The sequence below is a fragment of the Aeromonas oralensis genome (assembly GCF_049665575.1).
GTDB lineage: Bacteria > Pseudomonadota > Gammaproteobacteria > Enterobacterales > Aeromonadaceae > Aeromonas > Aeromonas hydrophila.
This window is the reverse complement of the sequence record NZ_CP187186.1, coordinates 702,184-722,754: the sequence shown is the minus strand read 5'-3', so window position 1 is coordinate 722,754 and position 20,571 is coordinate 702,184. Positions and strand designations below refer to the sequence as shown.

Below are 20,571 nucleotides of genomic sequence, written 5' to 3'. Positions count from 1 at the left end.
CTCGCTCCGGCGGGGTCATCTGTTTTATGGGGAAGAGAGCTTAGCGGGTCGGCTGGGAGAAATGGATGGCGCGGGCCAGCGTACGGTAATGAGCTGGCGACAGCGCATCGCTGAACAGCCAGAGCCGGATGACGGGACGCTCCGCCGTCACCAGTTGCAGCCAGAGTACCCCGGGCCAGATGCGGCTGCCAGTCCCCAGCAGATAACGACGACCCTGCCAGGTGAGCCACTGCCCATCCCACTCCAGCACACCGCTCATCCGGCTGGCGCCAAGCCAGGCGCGCCACAACCCCAGCCCCCAGCAGGGCAGCAACAGTGCCCACTGCCAGCCGTTGATCAGGGCGGCCAGCGGCCACAGGATCAGCAGAAACAGCGACAACAGCAGCAGACGCTGCTGTCTGGAGACGGTGACGGGCATCGACACCCGTACGGATGGATCAACGCTGGCGATCGTGGCGGGCCTGATTGCGTTCCAGGATCAGCGGGATCATGGCGGCGAAGGCGGGGTCTTCCGGCACGCCGTGGCCCATGCTCCAGCGGAACAGCTCCGGATCCTCGCACTCCAGCAGGCGGATGAAGGTCTGCTGATCCGCCTCGCTCAGACCGTCGAATTCATGTTCGAAGAAAGGCATAAAGATCACATCCAGCTCGAGCATGCCACGGCGGCAGGCCCACTTCAGGCGGGATTTTTCAATTGGGCTCAACATGGAACTCTCCTTACAAAGACCCGGCGATGGTACCAGCTGGATTTTCCGGCTGACAAACATTCCTTACGTCTTTACCATGCAGGTCACATACTTTCTGTCTCTGGAATGCCATCGTGAGCCTGCCAATCCTTCCCGCCGAGCCAACCCTGTTCCCTCTGACCGATCTGGCCATCATCAGCCTGAGCGGCCCGGATCGCGCCAAATACCTGCAGGGTCAGGTCACCTGTGACGTCAATGCCCTGCAGCCGGGCCAGCACACCCTGGGAGGCCACTGCGATCCCAAGGGCAAGCTGTGGAGCGATTTTCGCCTGCTCTGCCTAAGCGATCGCCTGCTGATGCTGACCAAGCCGTCGGTGCTGGCCCGCCAGCTGCCCGAGCTCAAGAAGTTCGCGATCTTTGCCAAGGTCGAGATCAGCGAGAATCACGGCCAGGCGGTCGGCGTGGCCGGTCAGGGGACCGATGGCTGGATCGCAGGGCAATACGGCCTGCAGGAGAGCGGCCTCATCGAGGGTGGCATGGCGGTGCGGGTCGAGGCCGACCGCTGGCTGCTGGTCAGCGAACAGCCGCTGGCGCTGACCCTGCCCAGCGGCCCCGAGTCGCTCTGGTGGGGACTGGAGATCAAGGCCGGCATCCCCCATCTGGAAGCAGTTCATCAGGGTGAGTACATTCCCCAGATGCTCAACCTGCAGGCGCTCGATGGCATCAGCTTCACCAAGGGCTGCTACATGGGGCAGGAGACGGTGGCCCGCGCCAAGTATCGCGGCGCCAACAACCGCGCCCTGTTCGTGCTGAGCGGTACCGCCACTACACCGGTTGCCAGCGGCGATCCCCTGGAGATCCAGCTAGGTGACAACTGGCGCCGCAGCGGCATGGTGCTCAACGCCTGGCAACAGGATGGCGAGCTGTGGCTCACCGCCGTGCTGCCCAAGGACACCGAGGCCGACGCTCGCTTCCGGCTCAAGCAGGAGGAGGGCTCAAGCCTGAGCCTGCAGCCCCTTCCCTATCAGCTGACCGAGTAAGCGAAGAGACCTGCTAGCGCGCCCGCGCCAGCAGGGCCTCCTTCAGCCAGCGCCCCGCCTGCCCGAGCGGGCGGGCGCGATGCCACTGCAGCTCCAGCGCCAGCTCCGGCTGGGTAATGAAGTCCGGCTTGAGCACCACCACCTCGCCCCGAGCCAGCGGCCGGTGCAGCAGAAAATCGGGCACCGCCGCCCAGCCCAGTCCCAGCTTGACCAGCTCCAGCACCCCCAGATCCCCCCTCAACCCACCACACCTGTGCCGACAAGCGGAAACGATGACGCTCCGTTCCTTCCCGCCGCCCCGTCACCATCAGCTGGCGTGCCCCCTGCAGGTCGCTCTCCCGCAGCGGCGACTTATGGGCCAGCGGGTGCTCGGGGGAGACCACCAGCGGCATAGGCACGCCCCCCAGCGAGCGGGCGACGATCTCCCGCTGCGGATGCTCCTTCTGATAGCTGATGCCGAGCTGGGCACGGCCGCTGGTCAGCATCTCGGTGAGATCCTCCATCAACGGAAACAACAGCTCCAGCTCCACCGTCGGGTAGCGGGTGGCGAACCCCTCCAGCACAGAGCCGAGCCAGGGCAGGTGGGAGTCATCGTCGATGGCCAGGGTGAGGCGTGACTCGACGCCGGTGGCCAGCTCACCGGCGATGGCCTGCAGTCGCTCGCTCTGGGCCAGCAAAATGCCCGCCTCTTGGCTGATGCGTACGCCCGCCTCGGTCAGTACCGGATAACGGCCGCTGCGATCGAACAGTTCGAGCCCCAGGTCTATCTCCAGATTGGCGATGGCGGTGCTGACCACCGACTGCGCCTTGCCCAGCTGGCGCGCGGCCGCCGAAAAGGAGCCGGCCTGTGCGGCGGCCAGCAATACCCTGAGTTGTTCCAGCGATGGATTCATCGTCCTGCTCCTGCAAATGCGGTCATCTATCTATTTTAGCGATGGATACCAACGTGAAACTATCAACAAATAGGGATAGATTGCCAACCAGTCAGTCAACATACCTGTTTAAAGAGAGGAATTTATGCGTACCCGCAACGACCGTATCCGCCATGCCATCGGCTTTGAAGTGATAGGTCTGCTCATCGCCGCCCCCCTTGCCAGCTGGGTCACAGGTATCGAGCTCAGCCACATGGGGCCGCTGGCCATCCTGTTCTCGGTGCTGGCCACCGTCTGGAACTATGTCTACAACATCGGCTTCGACAAGCTGCTGCTCAAGTACCAGGGTCACCCGCACAAGACCTTGTGGCAGCGCGTGGTCCATGCGTTCGGCTTTGAAGGAGGCTTCATGGCACTGACCCTGCCGGTCATCGCCTGGTGGCTGGATCTCGCCCTGCTGGCGGCTCTGGCGCTCAACATCGGCTTCGTGACCTTCTATCTGGTCTACGCCTTCATCTACAACTGGAGCTACGACAAGGTGTACCCGATCCCGGGCCAGTGGCAGCAGAACGCACTGGGTTGAACGACGGCAAAAAACGGCAGGAAAAACGAGGCACCATCATGCAAGGGGCATGATGGTGCTGGGGAAGGACAAGCCCGGCGGGCCTGCCGCGGCGTTCAGGCTTGTGCCTTCAGCTCTTCGGTCGGGGCCTCTGCCTCGGCCGACTCCTGCGTCAGCATGGCCTCGATGTCGCTCTGGTACTGGGTCAGCAGTCGCTGGGCCGCGACCATGTCACCCTTGTGCAGGCGCTCGAACAGATGGTGCTGCACCACGCCATTGAGATACTCCACCGTGACCGGTTGCTCGAGGGTATCCAGCAGCTCCTCTTTTTCCAGCTCGGCATTGATTTCATCGGCACTGGTACGCAGCAGACCGGCCAGTTGCACCAACATACGGCGCTCACCTTCGCGCAACAGGCTCAACATGCGGTTTCTCTGCTGCTCATTCTGTTGGGTCATACATTTCCTTACGTCGAATGGGAACAAGCCCGCTCATTCTGCCTTGTCGCCCTGACAGCGTCTATCTCATGCCCCCCACTTATTTTCATGTCGCAGCCGCAAAGTGCGCCAGATGCTATTTGACCCGTCGCTAGGTATAGTAGCCACTGGTTTACGGGCGCCGAGCCGCCCCGATCGGACGAGATATTTCACCATGACCGACACCATTCTGGTGCTTTGCACCTGCCCGGATGAGGCCAGTGCCGACCTCATCTGCGCACAACTGCTGAACCAGCGGCTGGCGGCCTGCATCAATCAGCTGCCCGGCCTCACCTCCGTCTATCGCTGGCAGGGCAAAATCGAACGGGCCACGGAGATCCAGCTCATCATCAAGTCGCACGCCGCCCTGTTCGAGCCGCTGCGCCAGTGCATTCTTGCTCATCACCCCTATGAGGTGCCGGAGATCCTGGCGCTGCCCGCAAGCCAGGGCCATCAGCCCTATCTCGACTGGATAAAACAGGAAACCTCATGACACCGTCTCGCCTGCTCTTTCCCCTCTTGTTGCTCTGTGCCCTGCTGGTCGGCCTGGGCTCACTGCCGGCCCGCGCCAGCAGCACGGATCTGCTGAGCGCCCTCGGCATCGAGGCCAGCGCCCAGCCCAAATTTCTGAAAGTGGATGAGGCGTTCGTCCTCGAGAGCGAACAGCAGGGCAATCGGCTGCTGCTGCGCCTGCGCATCGCCGACGACTACTACCTCTATCGCCACAGCTTCCGCTTCAAGGGGGAAAACCTTGCCTTCGAAGAGCCGGTGCTGCCCGCCGGCACCGAGCATGAAGATGACTTCTTCGGCAAGACCCAGGTCTATTACCGGGAGGTGCAGATCCCCGTCACCCTGACCGAGGCCGGCCAGCAGGCCAGCCTCAAGATCAGCTATCAGGGCTGTACCGACGGCCTCTGCTATCCCCCCACCGACAAGCTGATCAGCATCCAGCCGCTCATCGCCCAACAGAGCGAGCAGCCTGACCAGCCCACCCCGGCCAGCAGCCAGCAGGATCAGCTGGCGGCCGCCCTCGGCAGTCAGGGCTTCTGGCTCAGCGTCGCCGCTTTCTTCGCACTCGGGCTCGGCCTCGCCTTCACCCCCTGCGTCTTCCCCATGTATCCCATCCTGACCGGGATCATCGCCGGGGCCGGCCATCATCTCTCCACCCGTCGCGCCTTCCTGCTCTCCTTCGTCTACGTGCAGGGGATGGCGGTCACCTACACCCTGCTCGGGCTGGTGGTCGCATCGGCAGGCTTGAAATTCCAGGCCGCGCTGCAACACCCCTACGTGCTGATCGGCCTCTCGGTGATGTTCGTGCTGCTGGCCCTCTCCATGTTCGGGCTCTACACCCTGCAACTGCCGAGCAGCCTGCAGACCCGGCTGTCAGGCCTCTCCAACCGCCAGCAGGGCGGCTCGGTAGCCGGGGTCGGCATCATGGGGATGATCTCCGGCCTGGTCTGCTCCCCTTGCACCACGGCACCGCTCTCCGGCGCCCTCATCTACGTGGCCCAGAGCGGCGATCTCTGGCTCGGCGGCGCGGCTCTCTATGCCCTGTCGCTCGGCATGGGGCTGCCACTGCTGCTGCTCGGCACCTCGGGTGGCAAGCTGCTGCCCAAGGCGGGCGCCTGGATGGACGTGATCAAGCAGCTGTTCGGGTTTGCACTGCTGGCAGTGCCCATCCTGCTGCTCTCGAGGCTGTGGAGCGATCAGGTCACCACCCAGGCCTGGCTCGGCTGGGGGCTGCTGCTGTGCGGCTACCTCTATCATCACAACCAGCATCAGGGCCATTCGGTGGGTCGCAGCCTGCGCGGCTTCGTGCTGCTGCTGGCCATGATCAGCGCCGTGGTGGTGGGCAAGGATCTGCTGCTGCCGCCCCAGGGGGCCAGCGCAGCCGCTCAGACCGAGACGCCGGCCTTCATTCGCATCAAGACCCTGGATGATCTCAGGACCCAGCTGGCCGCTGCTCGCGGCAAGCCAGTGCTGCTCGATCTCTATGCCGACTGGTGCGTGGCCTGCAAGGAGTTTGAACACAAGACCTTCAGCGACCCGGCTGTGCGCGAGCGGTTCGGCCAGATGGTGCTGCTGCAGGCGGACGTCACCGCCAACGACGATGCCGATGTAGAGCTGCTCAACGGCCTCAACGTGCTGGGGTTGCCGACCCTGATCTTCTTCGACCGCGCCGGCAACGAGGTGAGCGGCCAGCGGGTCACCGGCTTTATGGGGCCGGCGGAGTTCCTCGATCACCTCGACAGGGTCAGCCATGCCAAGTGAACTGCGCCGATTGCAGGCAAGCGATGCACCTGCCTTGCAACGTCTGCTGGAACTGGCCCCTACCTATCAAGCGGCAGTGAGCGATGAGCCCCTCTCCGCACACGCAGCAGAAGAGGAGATGGTGGCGTGCCCACCCGGTCTGCCGCTCTCTGCCAAGCACCTCATCGGTCGCTGGGAAGAGGGGGAGCTGACCGCCGTCATCGATCTGCTGCGCGGTTATCCCGACCCGACCACCGCCTATCTGGGGCTGTTGCTGGTAGGGGAACCCTGGCAGGGGGCTGGCCGCGGTCAGGCGCTCTATCTTCACGCCTGCACGCTGGCTCGCTCATGGGGAGCCACCCGGCTTCGCCTGTCGGTCATTGCCAGCAATGAGTCCGCACTCTCTTTTTGGCGGCGCAGAGGGTTCACCGAGTGCTATCGTCGCGAGCTGGCTGGCTATCGGGCCGAGGCCATCGTACTGGAACGCGCACTGGAACCGTGAACTGAGGTTTGCCACTGCCCGTTCGCGTGGCACAATCTGCCCTCCCGTTTTGCTCTTTTTGCACCTGTTCGGAGTTTTGATGAAAAAGTGGTTCATCCCCCTGCTGGCCCTCTGGCTGTATGGCTGTTATGCAGGCCCAGGTGAAGAGGCAATCCGGACCCAGGTCACCGCCAAGTTGCAGGCAGACACCGACACCAATCTGTTCGAGATCAGTGACTTCGCCATCCTGGACAAGGAAGAGCGCATGGAGGGAGTCTATCTGGTCAAGGTGAGCTACCAGCTCCACTTCAAGCAGGGGATGGAACAGCTGCAGGTGCTGCACGACGAGGATCTGGTCTATGACAGGGTCGGTCCCTTCCAACAGGAGATGGGGCTGATGGAACTGGAGCGCAAATACGGCGAGTTCGAGGCGGGCCAGGTGCTGCCGCAGCAGGCCGAAGTGTGGATGATGAAAACCGAGCAGGGCTGGCGACTGGCCGAGCCCGCGCACTGACACGCAACCAGCCAGAATACCCAGGCTGACTCAGGCCTGGGTATCAGCCCTATCCACCTTGCTATCTGGCGTGTCGCCCCGTTCAACACACGGGATGGACGAGTGCTGATTGTTTGACTGCCCTCTCTATTCCAGCAAAAAGCTGCAGGATCAAGCCAGCTGGCGTACCAGACCCGGCTCCCCTCAGAATAGATCCTTGAAGCGGTACCAGAGCATGCCGAGCGCCAGCAACGGCGAGCGCAGCGCCGGACCACCGGGGAAGGTCATGTGGGGCACGCTGCCAAACAGATCGAAACCCCGGCTCTCCCCCTTGATCGCCTCCGCCACCAACTTGCCCGCCATGTGCGTGGCATTGAGACCGTGGCCGGAATAGGCCTGGGCGTAGAAGACGTTGGGCTGCTCCGGCAGACGGCCGATCTGGGGCAGCCGGTTGGCCCCGATGCCTATCATGCCGCCCCACTGGAATTCGATGGCGGTATCCGCCAGCTCGGGAAACACCCGCAGCAGCTTGGGCAGCATGAAGGCCTTGATGTCGCGAGGATCCCGGCCCGAATAGTTGCAGGCACCGCCAAACAGCAGCCGGCCGTCGGCGGAGAGGCGGTAGTAGTCGAGCGCCACGTTCTGATCGCACACCGCCATGTTCTGCGGCAGCAGGCGCTGGCGCAGCCGCTTCTCCAACACCTCGGTGGCGAGGATGTAGGAGCCCGCCGGCAGCACCTTGCCCCCCAGCTCGGGGTTGAGGTCGTTGAGATAAGCGTTGCAGCCGATCACCAGGTAGTCGGCGCTGACCCGGCCGTGGGCGGTGGTGACCTGCAGCCGATCGCCATAGTCGATGTGCACCACTCTGGACTGCTCAAACAGGGCCACACCCAGGCTGGCCGCCGCACGCGCCTCACCCAGCGCCAGGTTGAGAGGGTGCAGGTGGCCGGAGCCCATGTCGATCATGCCACCGATGTAGCGATCCGAGCCCACCACACTGTGAATATCCTCCCGTGCCACCAGCTTCACCTCATGCCGGTAGCCGAGGCTCGCCAGGTGCGCCGCCTCCTCTGCAAACCCGGCCAGATGGCGCTGACGGGTGGCGAGATCGCAGTAGCCCCAGCGCAGGTCGCAATCGATGTTGAAGCGCTCGATCCGCTCGCGCACCAGCTCGACCGCCTCCAGCCCCATCAGGTCCAGCTCGCGTACCCCCTCTGCACCAATCCAGCGGGTGAACTGGCTGGTGTCGTGACCGATACCGCGAATGAGCTGACCGCCATTGCGCCCGGAGGCGCCCCAGCCGATGCGGTTGGCCTCCAGCAATACCACCTTGTAGCCGGCTTCGGCCAGATTGATGGCGGTGTTGAGACCGGTGAAACCGCCGCCGATGATGCAGACCTCGGCATTCAGTTCGCCACTGAGCTCAGGCCACTGCTGATTGTCGTTGCGGGTAGCCGCGTAATAGGAGGCCACGTGCTCCTGATGGGGGTAGTGCTTTCCTGCCTGCATGCTCAGCATCCTGCCTTGATAGCGTTGCGTTTACTAAAATAAACAATCTGTCATCGATAATACTCAGCCACCCGCCGCCAATCCAGCCCGCAGGGATCACAGAAATGCAAAAGGTGCCTCGAAAGACACCTTGCTCACATCCGCTGGCGACCCCGCCATGCTGCAATGCAAAAGGCGCCCCGCAGGGCGCCTTTTCATGCAATCAAACTACCGTAACGAATTACAGTACGTCGATGGCGTTCAGGTCGGAGAAAGCCTTCTCCAGACGAGCGATCATGGTAGTCTGGCCGGCACGCAGCCATACACGCGGATCGTAGAACTTCTTGTTCGGCTTGTCAGCGCCTTCCGGGTTGCCCAGCTGACCTTGCAGGTAGGCTTCGTTCTTCTTGTAGAAGCCCAGAATGCCTTCCCAGGTCGCCCACTGGGTGTCGGTGTCGATGTTCATCTTCACCACGCCGTAGGAGATGGACTCGCGGATCTCTTCCAGAGTGGAACCTGAACCACCGTGGAATACGAAGTCCAGAGACTTGGCAGGGATGCCGAACTTCTCGGAAACGTACTTCTGGGAAGCGTCCAGAATCGACGGGGTCAGCTTGACGTTACCCGGCTTGTAAACACCGTGTACGTTGCCGAAGGAGGCAGCGATGGTGAAACGCGGGCTGATCTTGGACAGACGCTCGTAAGCGTAAGCAACATCTTCCGGCTGGGTGTACAGAGCGGACTGGTCCATGTGGCTGTTGTCGACGCCGTCTTCTTCGCCACCGGTGCAACCCAGTTCCAGCTCCAGAGTCATGTTCATCTTGGCCATGCGGGTCAGGTACTCGCAGCAGATGTCGATGTTCTCTTCCAGAGACTCTTCGGACAGATCCAGCATGTGGGAGGAGAACAGCGGCTTGCCGGTTTCAGCAAAGTGCTTCTCGCCCGCGTCCAGCAGACCGTCGATCCACGGCAGCAGCTTCTTGGCTGCGTGGTCGGTGTGCAGGATGACCGGTACACCGTAAGCTTCGGCAACGGCGTGAACGTGCTTGGCACCGGAGATGGCACCGATGATGGCAGCTTGCTGGCCTTCCAGTTTCAGACCCTTACCGGCGGTGAACACGGCACCACCGTTGGAGAACTGAACGATAACCGGCGCTTTCACCTTGGCGGCAGCTTCCAGTACGGCGTTGACGGAGTCGGTACCGACGCAGTTGACGGCCGGCAGAGCGAAGCCGTTCTCTTTCGCGATGGCGAACACTTTCTGAACGTCATCACCAGTGATCACGCCGGGTTTTACGAAGTCGAAAATTTTCTTAGACATGTTTAATCGTCCTGTTCTCGTATGCCGTTAATAAAAAATGGGGGGTTCATCATGAACCGGCACAGCGGGCACATGATAAACGAAACGGGAGGCTTTTGCCCCCCGTCTCGGGTCAATTAGGCTTTCGCGCGCTGTTCCAGAATCGCAACAGCCGGCAGTACCTTGCCTTCCACGAACTCCAGGAAGGCGCCGCCGCCGGTGGAGATGTAGGAGACCTTGTCGGCGATGCCGAACTTGTCGATGGCAGCCAGAGTGTCACCACCGCCAGCGATGGAGAATGCCGGAGAAGCAGCGATGGCTTCGGCGATCACCTTGGTACCTTCAGCGAACTGGTCGAACTCGAACACGCCGACCGGGCCGTTCCACAGGATGGTCTTGGCGTTCATGATGATGTCGGCCAGGGCCTTGGCAGAGTCAGGGCCGATGTCGAAGATCATGTCGCCGTCGGTCACGTCAGCGACGGACTTGATGGTGGCCGGGGTGGACTCGGAGAACTCGGCACCGACAACCACGTCGGTGGTCACCGGGATGTTGGTTTCGGCAGCCAGTTTCTTGGCGGTGTCGATCAAGTCGTGCTCGCACAGGGACTTGCCGACGTTGTGACCGGCAGCAGCGATGAAGGTGTTGGCGATGCCACCACCGACCACCAGCTGGTCAGCGATCTTGGAGAGGGATTCCAGTACGGTCAGCTTGGTGGAGACCTTGGAGCCGCCAACGATGGCAACCATCGGGCGCTCGGGCTTCAGCATGGCTTTGCCCAGGGCTTCCAGTTCACCCGCCAGCAGCGGACCGGCACAGGCGACCGGGGCGAACTGAGCCACACCGTAGGTGGAGCCTTCGGCGCGGTGAGCAGTACCGAACGCATCCATTACAAAGACGTCACACAGGGCTGCGTATTTTTTGGCCAGCTCTTCGGTGTTCTTCTTCTCGCCTTTGTTGAAGCGGCAGTTTTCCAGCACAACCAGCTCACCGGCGGCGACTTCTACGCCGTCCAGGTAGTCTTTGGCCAGACGAACCGGGCAGGACAGTGCGTCTTTCAGATAGTTGACAACCGGAGCCAGGGAGAATTCTTCGTTGTATTCACCCTCGGTCGGACGACCCAGATGGGAGGTGATCATCAGCTTGGCGCCCTTTTCCAGAGCCAGCTTGATGGTCGGCAGCGTCGCCACGATACGTGCATCGGAGGTCACCTTGCCGTCTTTTACCGGCACGTTCAGGTCAGCACGGATCAGAACGCGTTTGCCCGCCAGATCCAGGTCAGTCATCTTGATAACAGACATATTCAGTCCTCTATATTTTCAGGTAATGTTAAAAACAGTAACCTTGCGCCCGGTGCAGGCTCTCAGCCTGCGGCCATCATGGCCCGGGTGGTATCCAGCATGCGGTTGGCGAAGCCCCATTCGTTATCACACCACATCAACATCTTGACGAGGTTGGCATCGCTGACCCGGGTCTGGGTACCATCAATGATGCAGGAGTGAGCATCATGATTAAAGTCTACGGAGACCAGTGGCTCTTCCGTGTAATCCAGAATACCGCTTAATGTACCTCTGGATGCCCGTTGCAGGGCTTGATTTACGTCAGTAACCGTCACTTTTTTACGAACAGTAATACTGAGATCCATTGCCGTTACATTGATGGTCGGTACCCGTACCGCGATCGCCTCGAACTTGCCGGCGAAGTGGGGGAGGATCCGCTCCAACCCCTTGGCCAGCTTGGTATCCACCGGGATGATGGACTGGCTGGCAGCACGGGTTCGACGCAAGTCGCTGTGGTAGGCATCGATGACTTGCTGATCATGCATGGCCGAATGAATTGTCGTAATAGTACCACAATTTATCTCGAATTCTCGATGCAATGTTTCGATGACGGGGACCACGCAGTTGGTGGTGCAGGAGGCGTTGGAGACGATCCGCTCGCGCCCCGTCAGCACCTGATGGTTGACCCCGTAGACGATGGTGGCGTCCACGTCCGCCTCGGCCGGATGGGAGAACAACACCTTGCCCGCCCCCGCCGCCAGATGCAGCTCGGCATCGGCCCGTGAGCCGAACACCCCGGTACAGTCCAGCACCACATCCACCCCCAGCGCCCGCCACGGCAAGCGCGACGGATCCCGCTCGGCGAACAGGGAGATGAGATCCTCCCCCACCAGCATGCTGTTGCCGGCCAGCTGCACCGGATGGTGGAACCGACCGTGACTGGTATCGAAGCGGGTCAGGTGCACCATGGCTTCGGGGGCGGCCAGCTCGTTGATGGCCACTATCTTGATGTTCTTGTCGCGGCCGCTCTCGTAGAGGGCCCGCAGCACGTTGCGGCCGATCCGCCCGTACCCGTTGATGGCAATCTTGATCATGAAAACTCTGGGTCCTTAGCTGGGACAAAGGGACAAGCGGATGGCTGACTCACGACAGCAGGGCATCCTGAAATTCACCGCGGGCCAGCAGTGCCGCCCCGAATACCCCGGCGCTGTCCCCCAGGGCTGGAGCAATAATGGGGGTGGCAAAGCGGGGATTAAAGAGGAAGGGCAAAATAGTCTCCCGTCCCACACTGTACAGGCTCTGCACGTTGCCGACCCCGCCGCCGATGACGATCACATCCGGATCCAGAATATTGACCACGTTGGCCAGCGCCTGGCCAAACAGCAGATGCAGCCGGTCGATGGTGAGCTTGGCCACGTGATCATGAGCCGTCGCCGCCGCTATCTTGGCCAGCGAGAGGTGACGCTTGGCCTTGGCCTCGTACCAGGCCTCCAGCGCCGGGCCGCTGATGAAGGTCTCGACGCAGCCGCGCTTGCCGCAGTAGCACTCGGGGCCGTCGGGTGAGAGCACGTTGTGGCCCCACTCGCCAGCGATGCCGTGATGACCGTTGAGGATGCGACCGTTGATGACGATGCCGGAGCCCACTCCGGTGCCCATGATGATGCCGAACACTACCTTGGCATCAGGATGGTGCTGACGCACCGCCCCCAGATGGGTTTCCGCCAGCGCGAAGCAGTTGGCGTCGTTGGCGATCAGCACCGGCACGCCGAGCCGGCGCTCCAGATCTTCCTTGAACGGCTTGCCGTTGAGCTCGGTGGTGTTGCAGTTCTTCATCAGGCCGGTTTGCGGATCCCGCGCCCCCGGCGTCCCCATGCCGATGAGGGTCGGCCGCTGACCGATCTTGTCGGCGCACTCTGCCACCAGTTTGGCGATCTGGCCGATCATATGGTCATAACCGCCCGCCCGCTCGGTGGGGATGCGATGGCGCAGCAGCACCTCGTCGCCATCGAGCACCACGCATTCACACTTGGTACCGCCAAGATCGATACCCCAATCCAACAATTTTTCGCTCATTACGCCGCCTGCAACAATGCACCTTATACAACAAAATCAAACAGTTATTGAAATGCTTGATAGACCTGCAATATGCCGATCAAAAGGGAGAATATCGCGATCCATATTGATAAACGCTCGATTCTTTCTACCTTACGGCTGATCAACATTTGTCGTTCATGCTTTAACCGCTCAATTTCCCATTCATGCTCTTTTAACGCATCAGGATCACCAAAACCTCCACCTTGGGAATATAAACGCACAAGCTCCTCGATTCGGTTAGCAATCTCTTGGTCTTTTTTCATTTACTCTCTCAGTAAAACGGGGCCTTGCGGCCCCGAATTTCAATCACACTATTCTTCTCTCGCCCCGGCCTTAGCGGCCGTGGTACTGGGCGGACAGCTCGTGTACCGCGTTGACGAACACGCCGGCATGCTCCGGGTTCACATCCTGATGGATGCCGTGACCCAGGTTGAAGACGTGGCCGTTGCCGTGACCGAAACCGGCCAGGATGGAGGCGACCTCTTCACGGATGCGGGCCGGGCTGGCGTAGAGCATGGAGGGATCCATGTTGCCCTGCAGCGCCACCTTGTCACCGACCCGACGCTTGGCGTCGGCGATGTCGGTGGTCCAGTCCAGACCCAGCGCATCGCAACCGGTGGCGGCGATCTGCTCCAGCCACTGACCACCGTTCTTGGTGAACAGGGTGACCGGCACGCGGCGACCGTCGTGCTCGCGAATGAGGCCGTCGACGATCTTGTGCATGTATTGCAGGGAGAAGTCGCGGTAATCGCGCGGGGTGAGCACGCCGCCCCAGGTGTCAAACACCATGACTGCCTGGGCACCCGCCTTGATCTGGGCGTTGAGATAGCTAATCACGCTGTCGGCCAGCTTGTCGAGCAGCAGGTGCAGGGTCATGGGCTCTGCGTACATCATCTGCTTGATCTTGGTGAACGCCTTGGAGCTGCCCCCCTCCACCATGTAGGTGGCCAGGGTCCAGGGGCTGCCGGAGAAGCCGATGAGCGGCACTTCGCCCTTGAGCTCACGGCGGATGGTGCGCACCGCGTTCATCACGTAGCCGAGTTCATCTTCCGGATCCGGCACCGGCAGTGCCTGCACGTCGGCCATGGAGGTGATCGGACGCTCGAAGCGCGGGCCTTCACCCTGCTCGAAGTAGAGACCCAGCCCCATGGCATCGGGCACGGTGAGGATGTCGGAGAAGAGGATGGCGGCATCGAGCGGATAGCGGCGCAGCGGCTGCAGAGTGACTTCACAAGCCAGCTCGGCGTTGCGGCACAGAGACATGAAATCCCCCGCCTGGGCGCGCGTGGCCTTGTATTCCGGCAGATAGCGGCCAGCCTGGCGCATCATCCATACCGGGGTCATGTCCACTTCCTGGCGCAGCAGGGCACGCAGGTAACGATCGTTCTTCAGCTCTTTCATCCCAGTTCCTGAGTCATATCCAGCATAAAATGGCGGATATGATACCACTTTGTGCGCGGCGGGGGGCGGCTCAAACGCCTGCTGCCGCCGTTGGAGTGCAAAGATGTGAAGGGGCGCAAACAAGCGCCCCTCTTTGCATCCCTCAGGCTTGGCCGTCGAGGCAAAGCGCGATCAGCCGCCGCGCTATGGTGCCGTGAGGCGGCAGCCGTGGCAGCCCGTCGGCCTCGAAGAAATCGGCGGCCACCAGCTCCTCGTCCTGCACCCGGATCTCGCCACTCTCATAATCGGCGGTGAAGCCCATCATCAGGCTGTGGGGAAACGGCCAGGGCTGGCTCGCCACGTAACGCACGTTGGTCACCCGGATGCCGCTCTCCTCGAACACCTCCCGCGCCACGCACTGCTCGAGGTTCTCCCCCGCCTCCACGAAGCCGGCCAGCACGGTATACATGGGATCCTCGGCCTGATAGTGACGGCGGTGGGCCGCCAGCAAGATGGCGGGCCCCTTGCGCACCGCCACTATGATGCAGGGGGAGATGCGCGGATAGACGACGTGGCCATGGCGGCACCCTTGCGCCCACTCCCCCGCCTTCGGGCTCATGGGGGCGCCGCACTCGCCGCAGAAGCGGTGGGTGCGGCGAAAGGTGGCAAGCTGCCAGGCACGACCGGCCAGCTGAAAGCCCGTTTCATCCCCGGCCACCATCAACTGGCGCAGTGGGGTCAGGGCCTCGGTGTCAGCCGCTTCCCCCAGATCGAGCAGCAGGCAGGGCAGCCCGTCCCACTCGTCAAAGCGCTCAAAGGCGGCATGCTGCAAGTGGCTGGGCAGACAGGCACGAGGGCCTTGTGGAATGCGCCCCTGGTCATCCAGCAGGACGAGGTGATCGCCCCCCAGCACGAACCAGCGGGCCTGTTCGGTTAATGGCATAGATGCAGCACTCTTTGTTGTGACGTCGGTCGGAATGCGCGCCCGGGGCTGGGCGGCGGTGACGGATGAAAGCGACAACCGGCCACCATATTAAGACGCGGCAAGCCGGGTGGCGACCCCAAGATGGCGGCTTTTCAATGCTCATGAGAACGCCCATGAAAAAGGCCGCCCGCAGGCGGCCTGATGTCGGTCACGGTCGATCAGGCGTCGCCCATCGCCAGCAGGGAGGCGTTACCGCCCACCGCCGTGGTGTTGATGGTGCGGGTCTTCTCGGTAATGAAACGGCTCAGGTAGTGGGGGCCGCCCGCCTTCGGACCGGTGCCGGAGAGCCCCTGCCCGCCGAACGGCTGCACCCCGACCATGGCGCCGATCTGGTTGCGGTTGATGTAGACGTTGCCCACGTTGATACGGCTCGCCAGCTCCTCGGCATGGGATTCGTTGCGGCTGTGGATCCCCAGTGTCAGACCGTAACCGGTGCCGTTGATGTCGCTGATCACCTTGTCCAGATCCCGGGCGGCGTAGCGCACCACGTGCAGGATGGGGCCGAACTGCTCGCGGGTCAGCTCGCGGATGGAGCCGATCTCCAGCGCGGTCGGCTGCACGAAGTGGCCCCCCAGGGTCACGGCCGGCATCGGTGCCTGGGCGATCAGGCGGGCACGCGGGATCATGTGCACCAGGTGCGCATCCAGCCCGGCCTTGGCCTCGGCGTCGATGACCGGGCCGACGTCGGTGTTGTGCTCGGCCGGGTTGCCCACTTTGAGCTCCTGCAGGGCACCGGTCAGGATCTCCAGCACCCGCGGCGCGATCTCTTCTTGCAGGTAGAGCACCCGTAGGGCGGAGCAGCGCTGGCCGGCGCTCTGGAAAGCGGCGCTCACCACATCGCGCACTACCTGCTCCGGCAGGGCGGTCGAGTCGACGACCATGGCGTTCTGGCCGCCGGTCTCGGCGATGAGCGGCAGGATGGCGCCATCGCGCTGGGCCAGGGTCATGTTGATGAGCTTGGCGGTCTCGGTGGAGCCGGTGAAGCAGACGCCGCCGATGCGGGCATCCGCCGTCAGCTTGGCGCCGACGGTGGCGCCGTCACCCGGTAGCAGTTGCAGCACGTCGCCCGGAATGCCGGCCTGATGGGCCAGGGTCACCGCCAGGTGGGCGATGAGACCGGTCTGCTCTGCCGGCTTGGCGATGACGGTGTTGCCGGTGGCCAGCGCCGCGGCGACTTGTCCCAGGAAAATCGCCAGCGGGAAGTTCCATGGGCTGATGCAGACGAACACGCCACGCCCCTGCAGGAACAGCTCGTTCATCTCGCCGGTGTAACCCGGCAGCAAGGTGGCCTGCCCCATCAGGCCGCGGGCCTGCACCGCGTAGTAGCGGCAGAAGTCCACCGCCTCGCGCACCTCGTCGATGCCATCCTGCAGCAACTTGCCCGCCTCGCGGGTACACAAGGAGATGAACTGCTCGCGGTTCGCTTCCAGCAGGTCCGCCAGTTTCTCAAGGGCGGCGGCACGCTCGCTCACCGGGGTCTCGCGCCAGCGCGGGAAGGCGGCATGGGCCGAGGCCAGCGCCTGCTCCACCGCCTGCTCGTCGGCCCAGTGGATCTTGCCGACCGTGAGGCTCACGTCCTGCGGGCTCAGCACCACACGGGCCTCATTGCGCTTGAGGGTTTCCCCATCGACGATGGGGCCCGCCAGCCACTGCTTGCTCTCCAGCTCCTTCAGCTTGGCGAAGAAGGGGCGCTGGATGGAGACGATGTTCATGTTGACGCCGCTGGAGTTCTTGCGGTCGCTGAACAGGTTCACCGGCTGCGGAATGCGATCGTTGGCCAGGCTGGAGTAACGCTTGAGGGTACGCAGCGGGTGCTCGGCCAGGGAGTCGACCGGGGTGTTGGGATCCACCAGCTTGTGGACGAAGGAGGTGTTGGCCCCGTTCTCCAGCAGGCGGCGCACCAGGTAGGGCAGCAGATCCTTGTGGGCACCCACCGGCGCATAGATGCGGCAGTGCAGGCCGGGATATTCGCTGAGCACGGCGTTGTGCAGCTCCTCCCCCATGCCGTGCAGGCGCTGGAATTCGAACTGGCGATCGCCGGCCATCTCCAGAATGCTGACCACGGTGTTGGCGTTGTGGGTGGCAAACTGGGGCGAGATGAAGCCGCGGGTCGGCTCGCTCAGCAGGTAGCGGGCGCAAGCAAGGTAGGAGATGTCGGTGCCCGCCTTGCGGGTAAACAGCGGGTAGCCGGGCAGGCCGGCCTGCTGGGCATATTTCAGCTCGCTGTCCCAGTAGGCGCCTTTTACCAAGCGAACCGGAATGAGATCGCCCTGCTCGCGGGCCAGCCCGGTGAGCCAGCAGAGCACCGGCAGGGCGCGCTTGGAGTAGGCCTGCACCACCATGCCGAGCTTGCCCCAGCCGCGGTTGGCATCGGAGCGATAGAGCTGCTCGAACAGATCGAGAGAGAGCTCGAGGCGGTCCATCTCTTCGGCGTCGATGCTGATAGCCACGTCCTTGTCGCGGGCGAGGCGCACCAGGCCCACCAGCCGCTCGCACATCTCGCCGAGCACCCGCTCGCGGTTGGCCACGTCATAGCGCGGATGCAGCGCCGACAGCTTGATGGAGATGGAGGGGGCCGGGCCGCCGTCGCTGATGCGCTCGTTGCCCACCGCCTCGATGGCGCGCTGGTAGTCACCGAAATACTTGTCGGCATCGACCAGGGTCAGGGCGGACTCCCCCAGCATGTCGTAGGTGTGGGTGTAACCCTTCTCGCGGGACTTGCGGCTCGCCTTGAGGGCTTCCTTCATGTCGCGCCCCAGCACGAACTGCTTGCCCATGATCTTCATGGCGGCATACATGGCGGAGCGCACCACGGGTTCGCCCAGCTTGTTGACCATGCGGCCCAGCAGGTTGGCCGGGTTACCATCGAGCTTCTTGTCGAGCTTGATGATCTTGCCGGTCAGCATCAGCCCCCAGGTGGAGGCGTTCACCAGGGTGGAGTCGCTCTTGCGAAAATGGGACGACCAGTTGGCGCCGGAGAGCTTGTCCTTGATCAGGGCATCGGCGGTCTCGGCATCGGGAATGCGCAGCAGCGCCTCCGCCAGGCACATCAGGATGATCCCCTCCTGGGTATCCAGGCTGTACTCCTGCAAGAAGGCGTCGATGCCGTCGCCGGAGCCGCTCTCCTTGCGCACCTTGGTCACCAGGGTGCGGGCACGCTGGGTCACCCGTTCCAGCGAGGCGCCGTCCCCCGGCAGCATGGCCGACAGCTCGGCCAGATAGGCATTTTCATCCACCACGTAGTTCTGGGTGATGGCTTCGCGCAGGGCAGCCAGATCGGAGGGAACATAGTCAGCGGCAAGCACTTGGGTAGCTTTGAACATATGGGGTCTTCCTGTACGCCCTAGGGCTGATATCGACGAAGGCGGCCATGCCGCCGAAACGCCGATAATGTATACAATATCGCCCCATAGATGAAATGAAATTGTTGCCTGTTATTAACAAAGATCGCTGGTTGGCTCATATGACGCACTATATCGGCGCCATATGCTAACCAGGTAAAATTCATCGCCTTATTTTGTATACAATTTTTCTCAAGACAAAAAAGAAGGGTCGCCATGGCGACCCTTCACTCTGCTTCCGACAGCCGTTGTCAGTTCATCCAGCGATCGCCGCGGCTGCGACGACGGGGCAGCATGGGCAACAGGATGCCGAGCAGGATGCCGCCACCCACCATGGCACCACCGCGGATGAACCAGTCCATCTGCATGTCGTGCTCCTGGTTGTCGTAGCTCTGGGTCAGGGCGTCGTTCTGCTCTTTGAGATTGCCCATCTCCTCGCTCTGGCTGACCAGCTGAGCCTTCAGGCTGGCGATCTCCTTGCTCTGCTCGGCGATCTTGCCATCCTTCTCGGTGAAGCGTTTCTCGTTGTCACCGTTGAGGTTCAGCAGGCGGGCCTTGGCCTCTTCCAGCTCTTTTTGCACCTGGGGCAGCCGTTCGCGCAGGCTGATCTCGCCCTGCAGCTCGCTGCTCTTGATCCAGCCTTCACGGCCACGACCATCCACCACCTGGGTGAAACCGGCTTCGTTGTTCACTGCCTTGACGTCCAGCGGCTCACCCGCCTTGACGCTGCCAAGGATCCGGTACTGGGTACCCGGACCATTGTGAATAAAGGTAAAGATGTTGTCTGAAACATAACGGGTATCGGCCAGTGCCTGTTGGGCACACAAGCAGATCAGGATCCCGAGAAGGGCGCGCATGGTCGATCGGTTCTCTTCGTTTGGTTAGGTGACTGGCGAATGTTAAGCCGCCTGCGGGTCAAAGGACAAGCAAAGAAAAGTGGCGCCCCCCGAGCTGAGAGCTGGCTCGCAACTTGTCTGCGCCGCGACGCGACCATTCCGGACGCCGCTGCCTATTTCTGTTTCAGTGCCTTCACCTCGTCCCGCAGGGCACGCAGCTCCTGCAACAACAGATCCTGCTGCGCACTCTGCTGATGGCGCCACTTCTCCAGCTCGCCATCCCCCCGCCCCGGCTGCAGAAACAGGCTGGCCATGAAACCGCTGATGGCGCCGAACAGGCCGACCCCGAACAGGATCAGCAGGCTGGCGACGAAACGCCCTTGCTCCGTCTTGGGCACCAGATCGCCGTACCCCACGGTCGACAGGGTCACCAGGGTCCACCAGAAGGCATCGTAAGGGGTCTGGATCTGGCTGCCGGGCTGGCCCGATTCGATCAGATACATGACCCCGGAACCGACCCCCAGCAGCAGGAAGAACAGGAACAGAATGCCGGAGAGGGTGGTCTCGTTGCGCTCGCGACGAAACATGGCCCAGAGATCCGGGTGCTCCTTGAACAGCTGATAGACCCGCCACAGCTGCAGCAGACGGGCCCAGCGCAGTTGCTCCACCATCGGCAGGCTGCCCGGCAGATAGAACCAGTTGGCCTTAAAGAAGGCCATCCTGTCGGAGGCGCGGGCCCAGCCATAGGCGAAGTGGGCGAGGAAGAAGTAGCAGATCAGGCTGTCGACGTCATAGAACAGTTGCAGGGTCTGAGGGGTGAGCTGGGCATGCCCCCACCAGCGGGCTGTGACCAGCAAAACCGAGATCACCGACAGAAACGCCATCAGCAGATCCATGGCGCGCAGATGAGTTAAGTGATGTCGCATACATTTTCCCACTTTAGGCACGGTGCGAATTAATAAAAAGGAAGATAATGCCGATAGCCCTGAGGACAAAGGAAAACCGGT

20 protein-coding genes and 1 pseudogene are annotated in these 20,571 nt (G+C 62.3%); 6 read left to right on the top strand and 15 right to left on the bottom strand.

What is annotated here, in order from left to right:
* Nucleotides 1–40: 40 nt before the first annotated feature.
* Nucleotides 41–418, bottom strand: coding sequence for a protein YgfX (locus ACPDZI_RS03635; RefSeq protein ID WP_438834037.1), 378 nt, complete (start codon nucleotides 416–418; stop codon nucleotides 41–43).
* Nucleotides 419–437: 19 nt separating this feature from the next.
* Nucleotides 438–707: a succinate dehydrogenase assembly factor 2 gene (locus ACPDZI_RS03630; RefSeq protein ID WP_005309363.1), complete on the bottom strand. Its 270-nt coding sequence runs from the start codon at nucleotides 705–707 to the stop codon at nucleotides 438–440.
* Between the two features lie 113 nt (nucleotides 708–820).
* Between ACPDZI_RS03630 and ygfZ the strand changes: the two genes are divergently transcribed.
* Complete coding sequence (gene ygfZ / locus ACPDZI_RS03625; RefSeq protein WP_268014387.1) at nucleotides 821–1,726, top strand: tRNA-modifying protein YgfZ; 906 nt, start codon at nucleotides 821–823, stop codon at nucleotides 1,724–1,726.
* Nucleotides 1,727–1,739: 13 nt separating this feature from the next.
* On the opposite strand, the pseudogene ACPDZI_RS03620 reads toward ygfZ, so the two are convergent.
* A pseudogene (locus ACPDZI_RS03620) lies at nucleotides 1,740–2,619 on the bottom strand (LysR family transcriptional regulator).
* Between the two features lie 124 nt (nucleotides 2,620–2,743).
* Between ACPDZI_RS03620 and ACPDZI_RS03615 the strand changes: the two are divergent.
* On the top strand, nucleotides 2,744–3,181 hold the full coding sequence (locus ACPDZI_RS03615) for a PACE efflux transporter (RefSeq protein ID WP_011704738.1): 438 nt from the start codon (nucleotides 2,744–2,746) through the stop codon (nucleotides 3,179–3,181).
* Between the two features lie 95 nt (nucleotides 3,182–3,276).
* Here the strand turns inward: ACPDZI_RS03615 and ACPDZI_RS03610 are convergent, their stop codons facing one another.
* Nucleotides 3,277–3,618 carry a hypothetical protein gene (locus ACPDZI_RS03610; RefSeq protein ID WP_016349513.1) on the bottom strand — a complete coding sequence of 114 codons (342 nt, stop codon included), beginning with the start codon at nucleotides 3,616–3,618 and terminating at the stop codon, nucleotides 3,277–3,279.
* A gap of 193 nt (nucleotides 3,619–3,811) precedes the next feature.
* On the opposite strand from ACPDZI_RS03610, the gene cutA reads away from it, so the two are divergent.
* The 4 genes from cutA to ACPDZI_RS03590 all read left to right on the top strand — a co-directional run bounded on the left by cutA (nucleotide 3,812) and on the right by ACPDZI_RS03590 (nucleotide 6,881).
* Entirely contained in the window at nucleotides 3,812–4,129 is a 318-nt protein-coding gene (gene cutA, locus ACPDZI_RS03605) for a divalent-cation tolerance protein CutA (protein ID WP_123059996.1), read from the top strand.
* Nucleotides 4,126–5,907, top strand: a complete 1,782-nt coding sequence (locus ACPDZI_RS03600; RefSeq protein WP_438834036.1) for a protein-disulfide reductase DsbD — start codon at nucleotides 4,126–4,128, stop codon at nucleotides 5,905–5,907. Before cutA ends, ACPDZI_RS03600 begins: the two co-directional genes overlap by 4 nt.
* Nucleotides 5,897–6,388, top strand: a complete 492-nt coding sequence (locus ACPDZI_RS03595; RefSeq protein ID WP_076362660.1) for a GNAT family N-acetyltransferase — start codon at nucleotides 5,897–5,899, stop codon at nucleotides 6,386–6,388. Before ACPDZI_RS03600 ends, ACPDZI_RS03595 begins: the two co-directional genes overlap by 11 nt.
* Before the next feature lie 79 nt (nucleotides 6,389–6,467).
* On the top strand, nucleotides 6,468–6,881 hold the full coding sequence (locus ACPDZI_RS03590) for a hypothetical protein (protein WP_207138219.1): 414 nt from the start codon (nucleotides 6,468–6,470) through the stop codon (nucleotides 6,879–6,881).
* 183 nt (nucleotides 6,882–7,064) lie between these two features.
* On the opposite strand, the gene ACPDZI_RS03585 is transcribed toward ACPDZI_RS03590, so the two are convergent.
* The 11 genes from ACPDZI_RS03585 to ACPDZI_RS03535 all read right to left on the bottom strand — a co-directional run bounded on the left by ACPDZI_RS03585 (nucleotide 7,065) and on the right by ACPDZI_RS03535 (nucleotide 20,559).
* On the bottom strand, nucleotides 7,065–8,369 hold the full coding sequence (locus tag ACPDZI_RS03585) for an NAD(P)/FAD-dependent oxidoreductase (protein ID WP_241871228.1): 1,305 nt from the start codon (nucleotides 8,367–8,369) through the stop codon (nucleotides 7,065–7,067).
* Nucleotides 8,370–8,589: 220 nt separating this feature from the next.
* Nucleotides 8,590–9,669: a class II fructose-bisphosphate aldolase gene (fbaA, locus tag ACPDZI_RS03580; RefSeq protein WP_011704732.1), complete on the bottom strand. Its 1,080-nt coding sequence runs from the start codon at nucleotides 9,667–9,669 to the stop codon at nucleotides 8,590–8,592.
* A gap of 116 nt (nucleotides 9,670–9,785) precedes the next feature.
* A complete protein-coding gene (locus ACPDZI_RS03575) occupies nucleotides 9,786–10,949 on the bottom strand; it encodes a phosphoglycerate kinase (RefSeq protein ID WP_011704731.1) in 1,164 nt (387 codons plus the stop codon).
* A gap of 62 nt (nucleotides 10,950–11,011) precedes the next feature.
* Complete coding sequence (epd, locus tag ACPDZI_RS03570; RefSeq protein WP_010635047.1) at nucleotides 11,012–12,022, bottom strand: erythrose-4-phosphate dehydrogenase; 1,011 nt, start codon at nucleotides 12,020–12,022, stop codon at nucleotides 11,012–11,014.
* 49 nt (nucleotides 12,023–12,071) lie between these two features.
* Entirely contained in the window at nucleotides 12,072–13,001 is a 930-nt protein-coding gene (locus ACPDZI_RS03565) for an ROK family protein (protein ID WP_438834035.1), read from the bottom strand.
* A 44-nt stretch (nucleotides 13,002–13,045) separates the two neighbouring features.
* Nucleotides 13,046–13,285 carry a hypothetical protein gene (locus ACPDZI_RS03560; RefSeq protein ID WP_115544707.1) on the bottom strand — a complete coding sequence of 80 codons (240 nt, stop codon included), beginning with the start codon at nucleotides 13,283–13,285 and terminating at the stop codon, nucleotides 13,046–13,048.
* Nucleotides 13,286–13,355: 70 nt separating this feature from the next.
* The gene (gene hemE / locus ACPDZI_RS03555; RefSeq protein ID WP_026080442.1) at nucleotides 13,356–14,423 is read right to left on the bottom strand and encodes a uroporphyrinogen decarboxylase; all 1,068 of its coding nucleotides are present in this window, start codon (nucleotides 14,421–14,423) and stop codon (nucleotides 13,356–13,358) included.
* A 142-nt stretch (nucleotides 14,424–14,565) separates the two neighbouring features.
* Nucleotides 14,566–15,345, bottom strand: a complete 780-nt coding sequence (gene nudC, locus ACPDZI_RS03550; protein ID WP_438834034.1) for an NAD(+) diphosphatase — start codon at nucleotides 15,343–15,345, stop codon at nucleotides 14,566–14,568.
* 200 nt (nucleotides 15,346–15,545) lie between these two features.
* Complete coding sequence (gene putA / locus ACPDZI_RS03545; RefSeq protein WP_438834033.1) at nucleotides 15,546–18,710, bottom strand: bifunctional proline dehydrogenase/L-glutamate gamma-semialdehyde dehydrogenase PutA; 3,165 nt, start codon at nucleotides 18,708–18,710, stop codon at nucleotides 15,546–15,548.
* Nucleotides 18,711–18,979: 269 nt separating this feature from the next.
* Complete coding sequence (locus tag ACPDZI_RS03540) at nucleotides 18,980–19,585, bottom strand: TIGR04211 family SH3 domain-containing protein (protein ID WP_438834032.1); 606 nt, start codon at nucleotides 19,583–19,585, stop codon at nucleotides 18,980–18,982.
* 152 nt (nucleotides 19,586–19,737) lie between these two features.
* A complete protein-coding gene (locus ACPDZI_RS03535) occupies nucleotides 19,738–20,559 on the bottom strand; it encodes a potassium channel family protein (protein ID WP_075384602.1) in 822 nt (273 codons plus the stop codon).
* Nucleotides 20,560–20,571: the final 12 nt, after the last annotated feature.

Bases quoted from the DNA above. Each gene is read 5' to 3' on its own strand.
- nudC (WP_438834034.1), bottom strand. From the start codon at position 15,345: ATGCCATTAACCGAACAGGCCCGCTGGTTCGTGCTGGGGGGCGATCAC.
- ACPDZI_RS03635 (WP_438834037.1), bottom strand. From the start codon at position 418: ATGCCCGTCACCGTCTCCAGACAGCAGCGTCTGCTGCTGTTGTCGCTG.
- ACPDZI_RS03630 (WP_005309363.1), bottom strand. From the start codon at position 707: ATGTTGAGCCCAATTGAAAAATCCCGCCTGAAGTGGGCCTGCCGCCGT.
- ACPDZI_RS03595 (WP_076362660.1), top strand. From the start codon at position 5,897: ATGCCAAGTGAACTGCGCCGATTGCAGGCAAGCGATGCACCTGCCTTG.
- ACPDZI_RS03600 (WP_438834036.1), top strand. From the start codon at position 4,126: ATGACACCGTCTCGCCTGCTCTTTCCCCTCTTGTTGCTCTGTGCCCTG.
- hemE (WP_026080442.1), bottom strand. From the start codon at position 14,423: ATGAAAGAGCTGAAGAACGATCGTTACCTGCGTGCCCTGCTGCGCCAG.
- ACPDZI_RS03585 (WP_241871228.1), bottom strand. From the start codon at position 8,369: ATGCAGGCAGGAAAGCACTACCCCCATCAGGAGCACGTGGCCTCCTAT.
- ACPDZI_RS03560 (WP_115544707.1), bottom strand. From the start codon at position 13,285: ATGAAAAAAGACCAAGAGATTGCTAACCGAATCGAGGAGCTTGTGCGT.
- ACPDZI_RS03540 (WP_438834032.1), bottom strand. From the start codon at position 19,585: ATGCGCGCCCTTCTCGGGATCCTGATCTGCTTGTGTGCCCAACAGGCA.
- ACPDZI_RS03590 (WP_207138219.1), top strand. From the start codon at position 6,468: ATGAAAAAGTGGTTCATCCCCCTGCTGGCCCTCTGGCTGTATGGCTGT.
- fbaA (WP_011704732.1), bottom strand. From the start codon at position 9,669: ATGTCTAAGAAAATTTTCGACTTCGTAAAACCCGGCGTGATCACTGGT.
- ACPDZI_RS03610 (WP_016349513.1), bottom strand. From the start codon at position 3,618: ATGACCCAACAGAATGAGCAGCAGAGAAACCGCATGTTGAGCCTGTTG.
- ACPDZI_RS03615 (WP_011704738.1), top strand. From the start codon at position 2,744: ATGCGTACCCGCAACGACCGTATCCGCCATGCCATCGGCTTTGAAGTG.
- cutA (WP_123059996.1), top strand. From the start codon at position 3,812: ATGACCGACACCATTCTGGTGCTTTGCACCTGCCCGGATGAGGCCAGT.
- putA (WP_438834033.1), bottom strand. From the start codon at position 18,710: ATGTTCAAAGCTACCCAAGTGCTTGCCGCTGACTATGTTCCCTCCGAT.
- ACPDZI_RS03565 (WP_438834035.1), bottom strand. From the start codon at position 13,001: ATGAGCGAAAAATTGTTGGATTGGGGTATCGATCTTGGCGGTACCAAG.
- epd (WP_010635047.1), bottom strand. From the start codon at position 12,022: ATGATCAAGATTGCCATCAACGGGTACGGGCGGATCGGCCGCAACGTG.
- ACPDZI_RS03575 (WP_011704731.1), bottom strand. From the start codon at position 10,949: ATGTCTGTTATCAAGATGACTGACCTGGATCTGGCGGGCAAACGCGTT.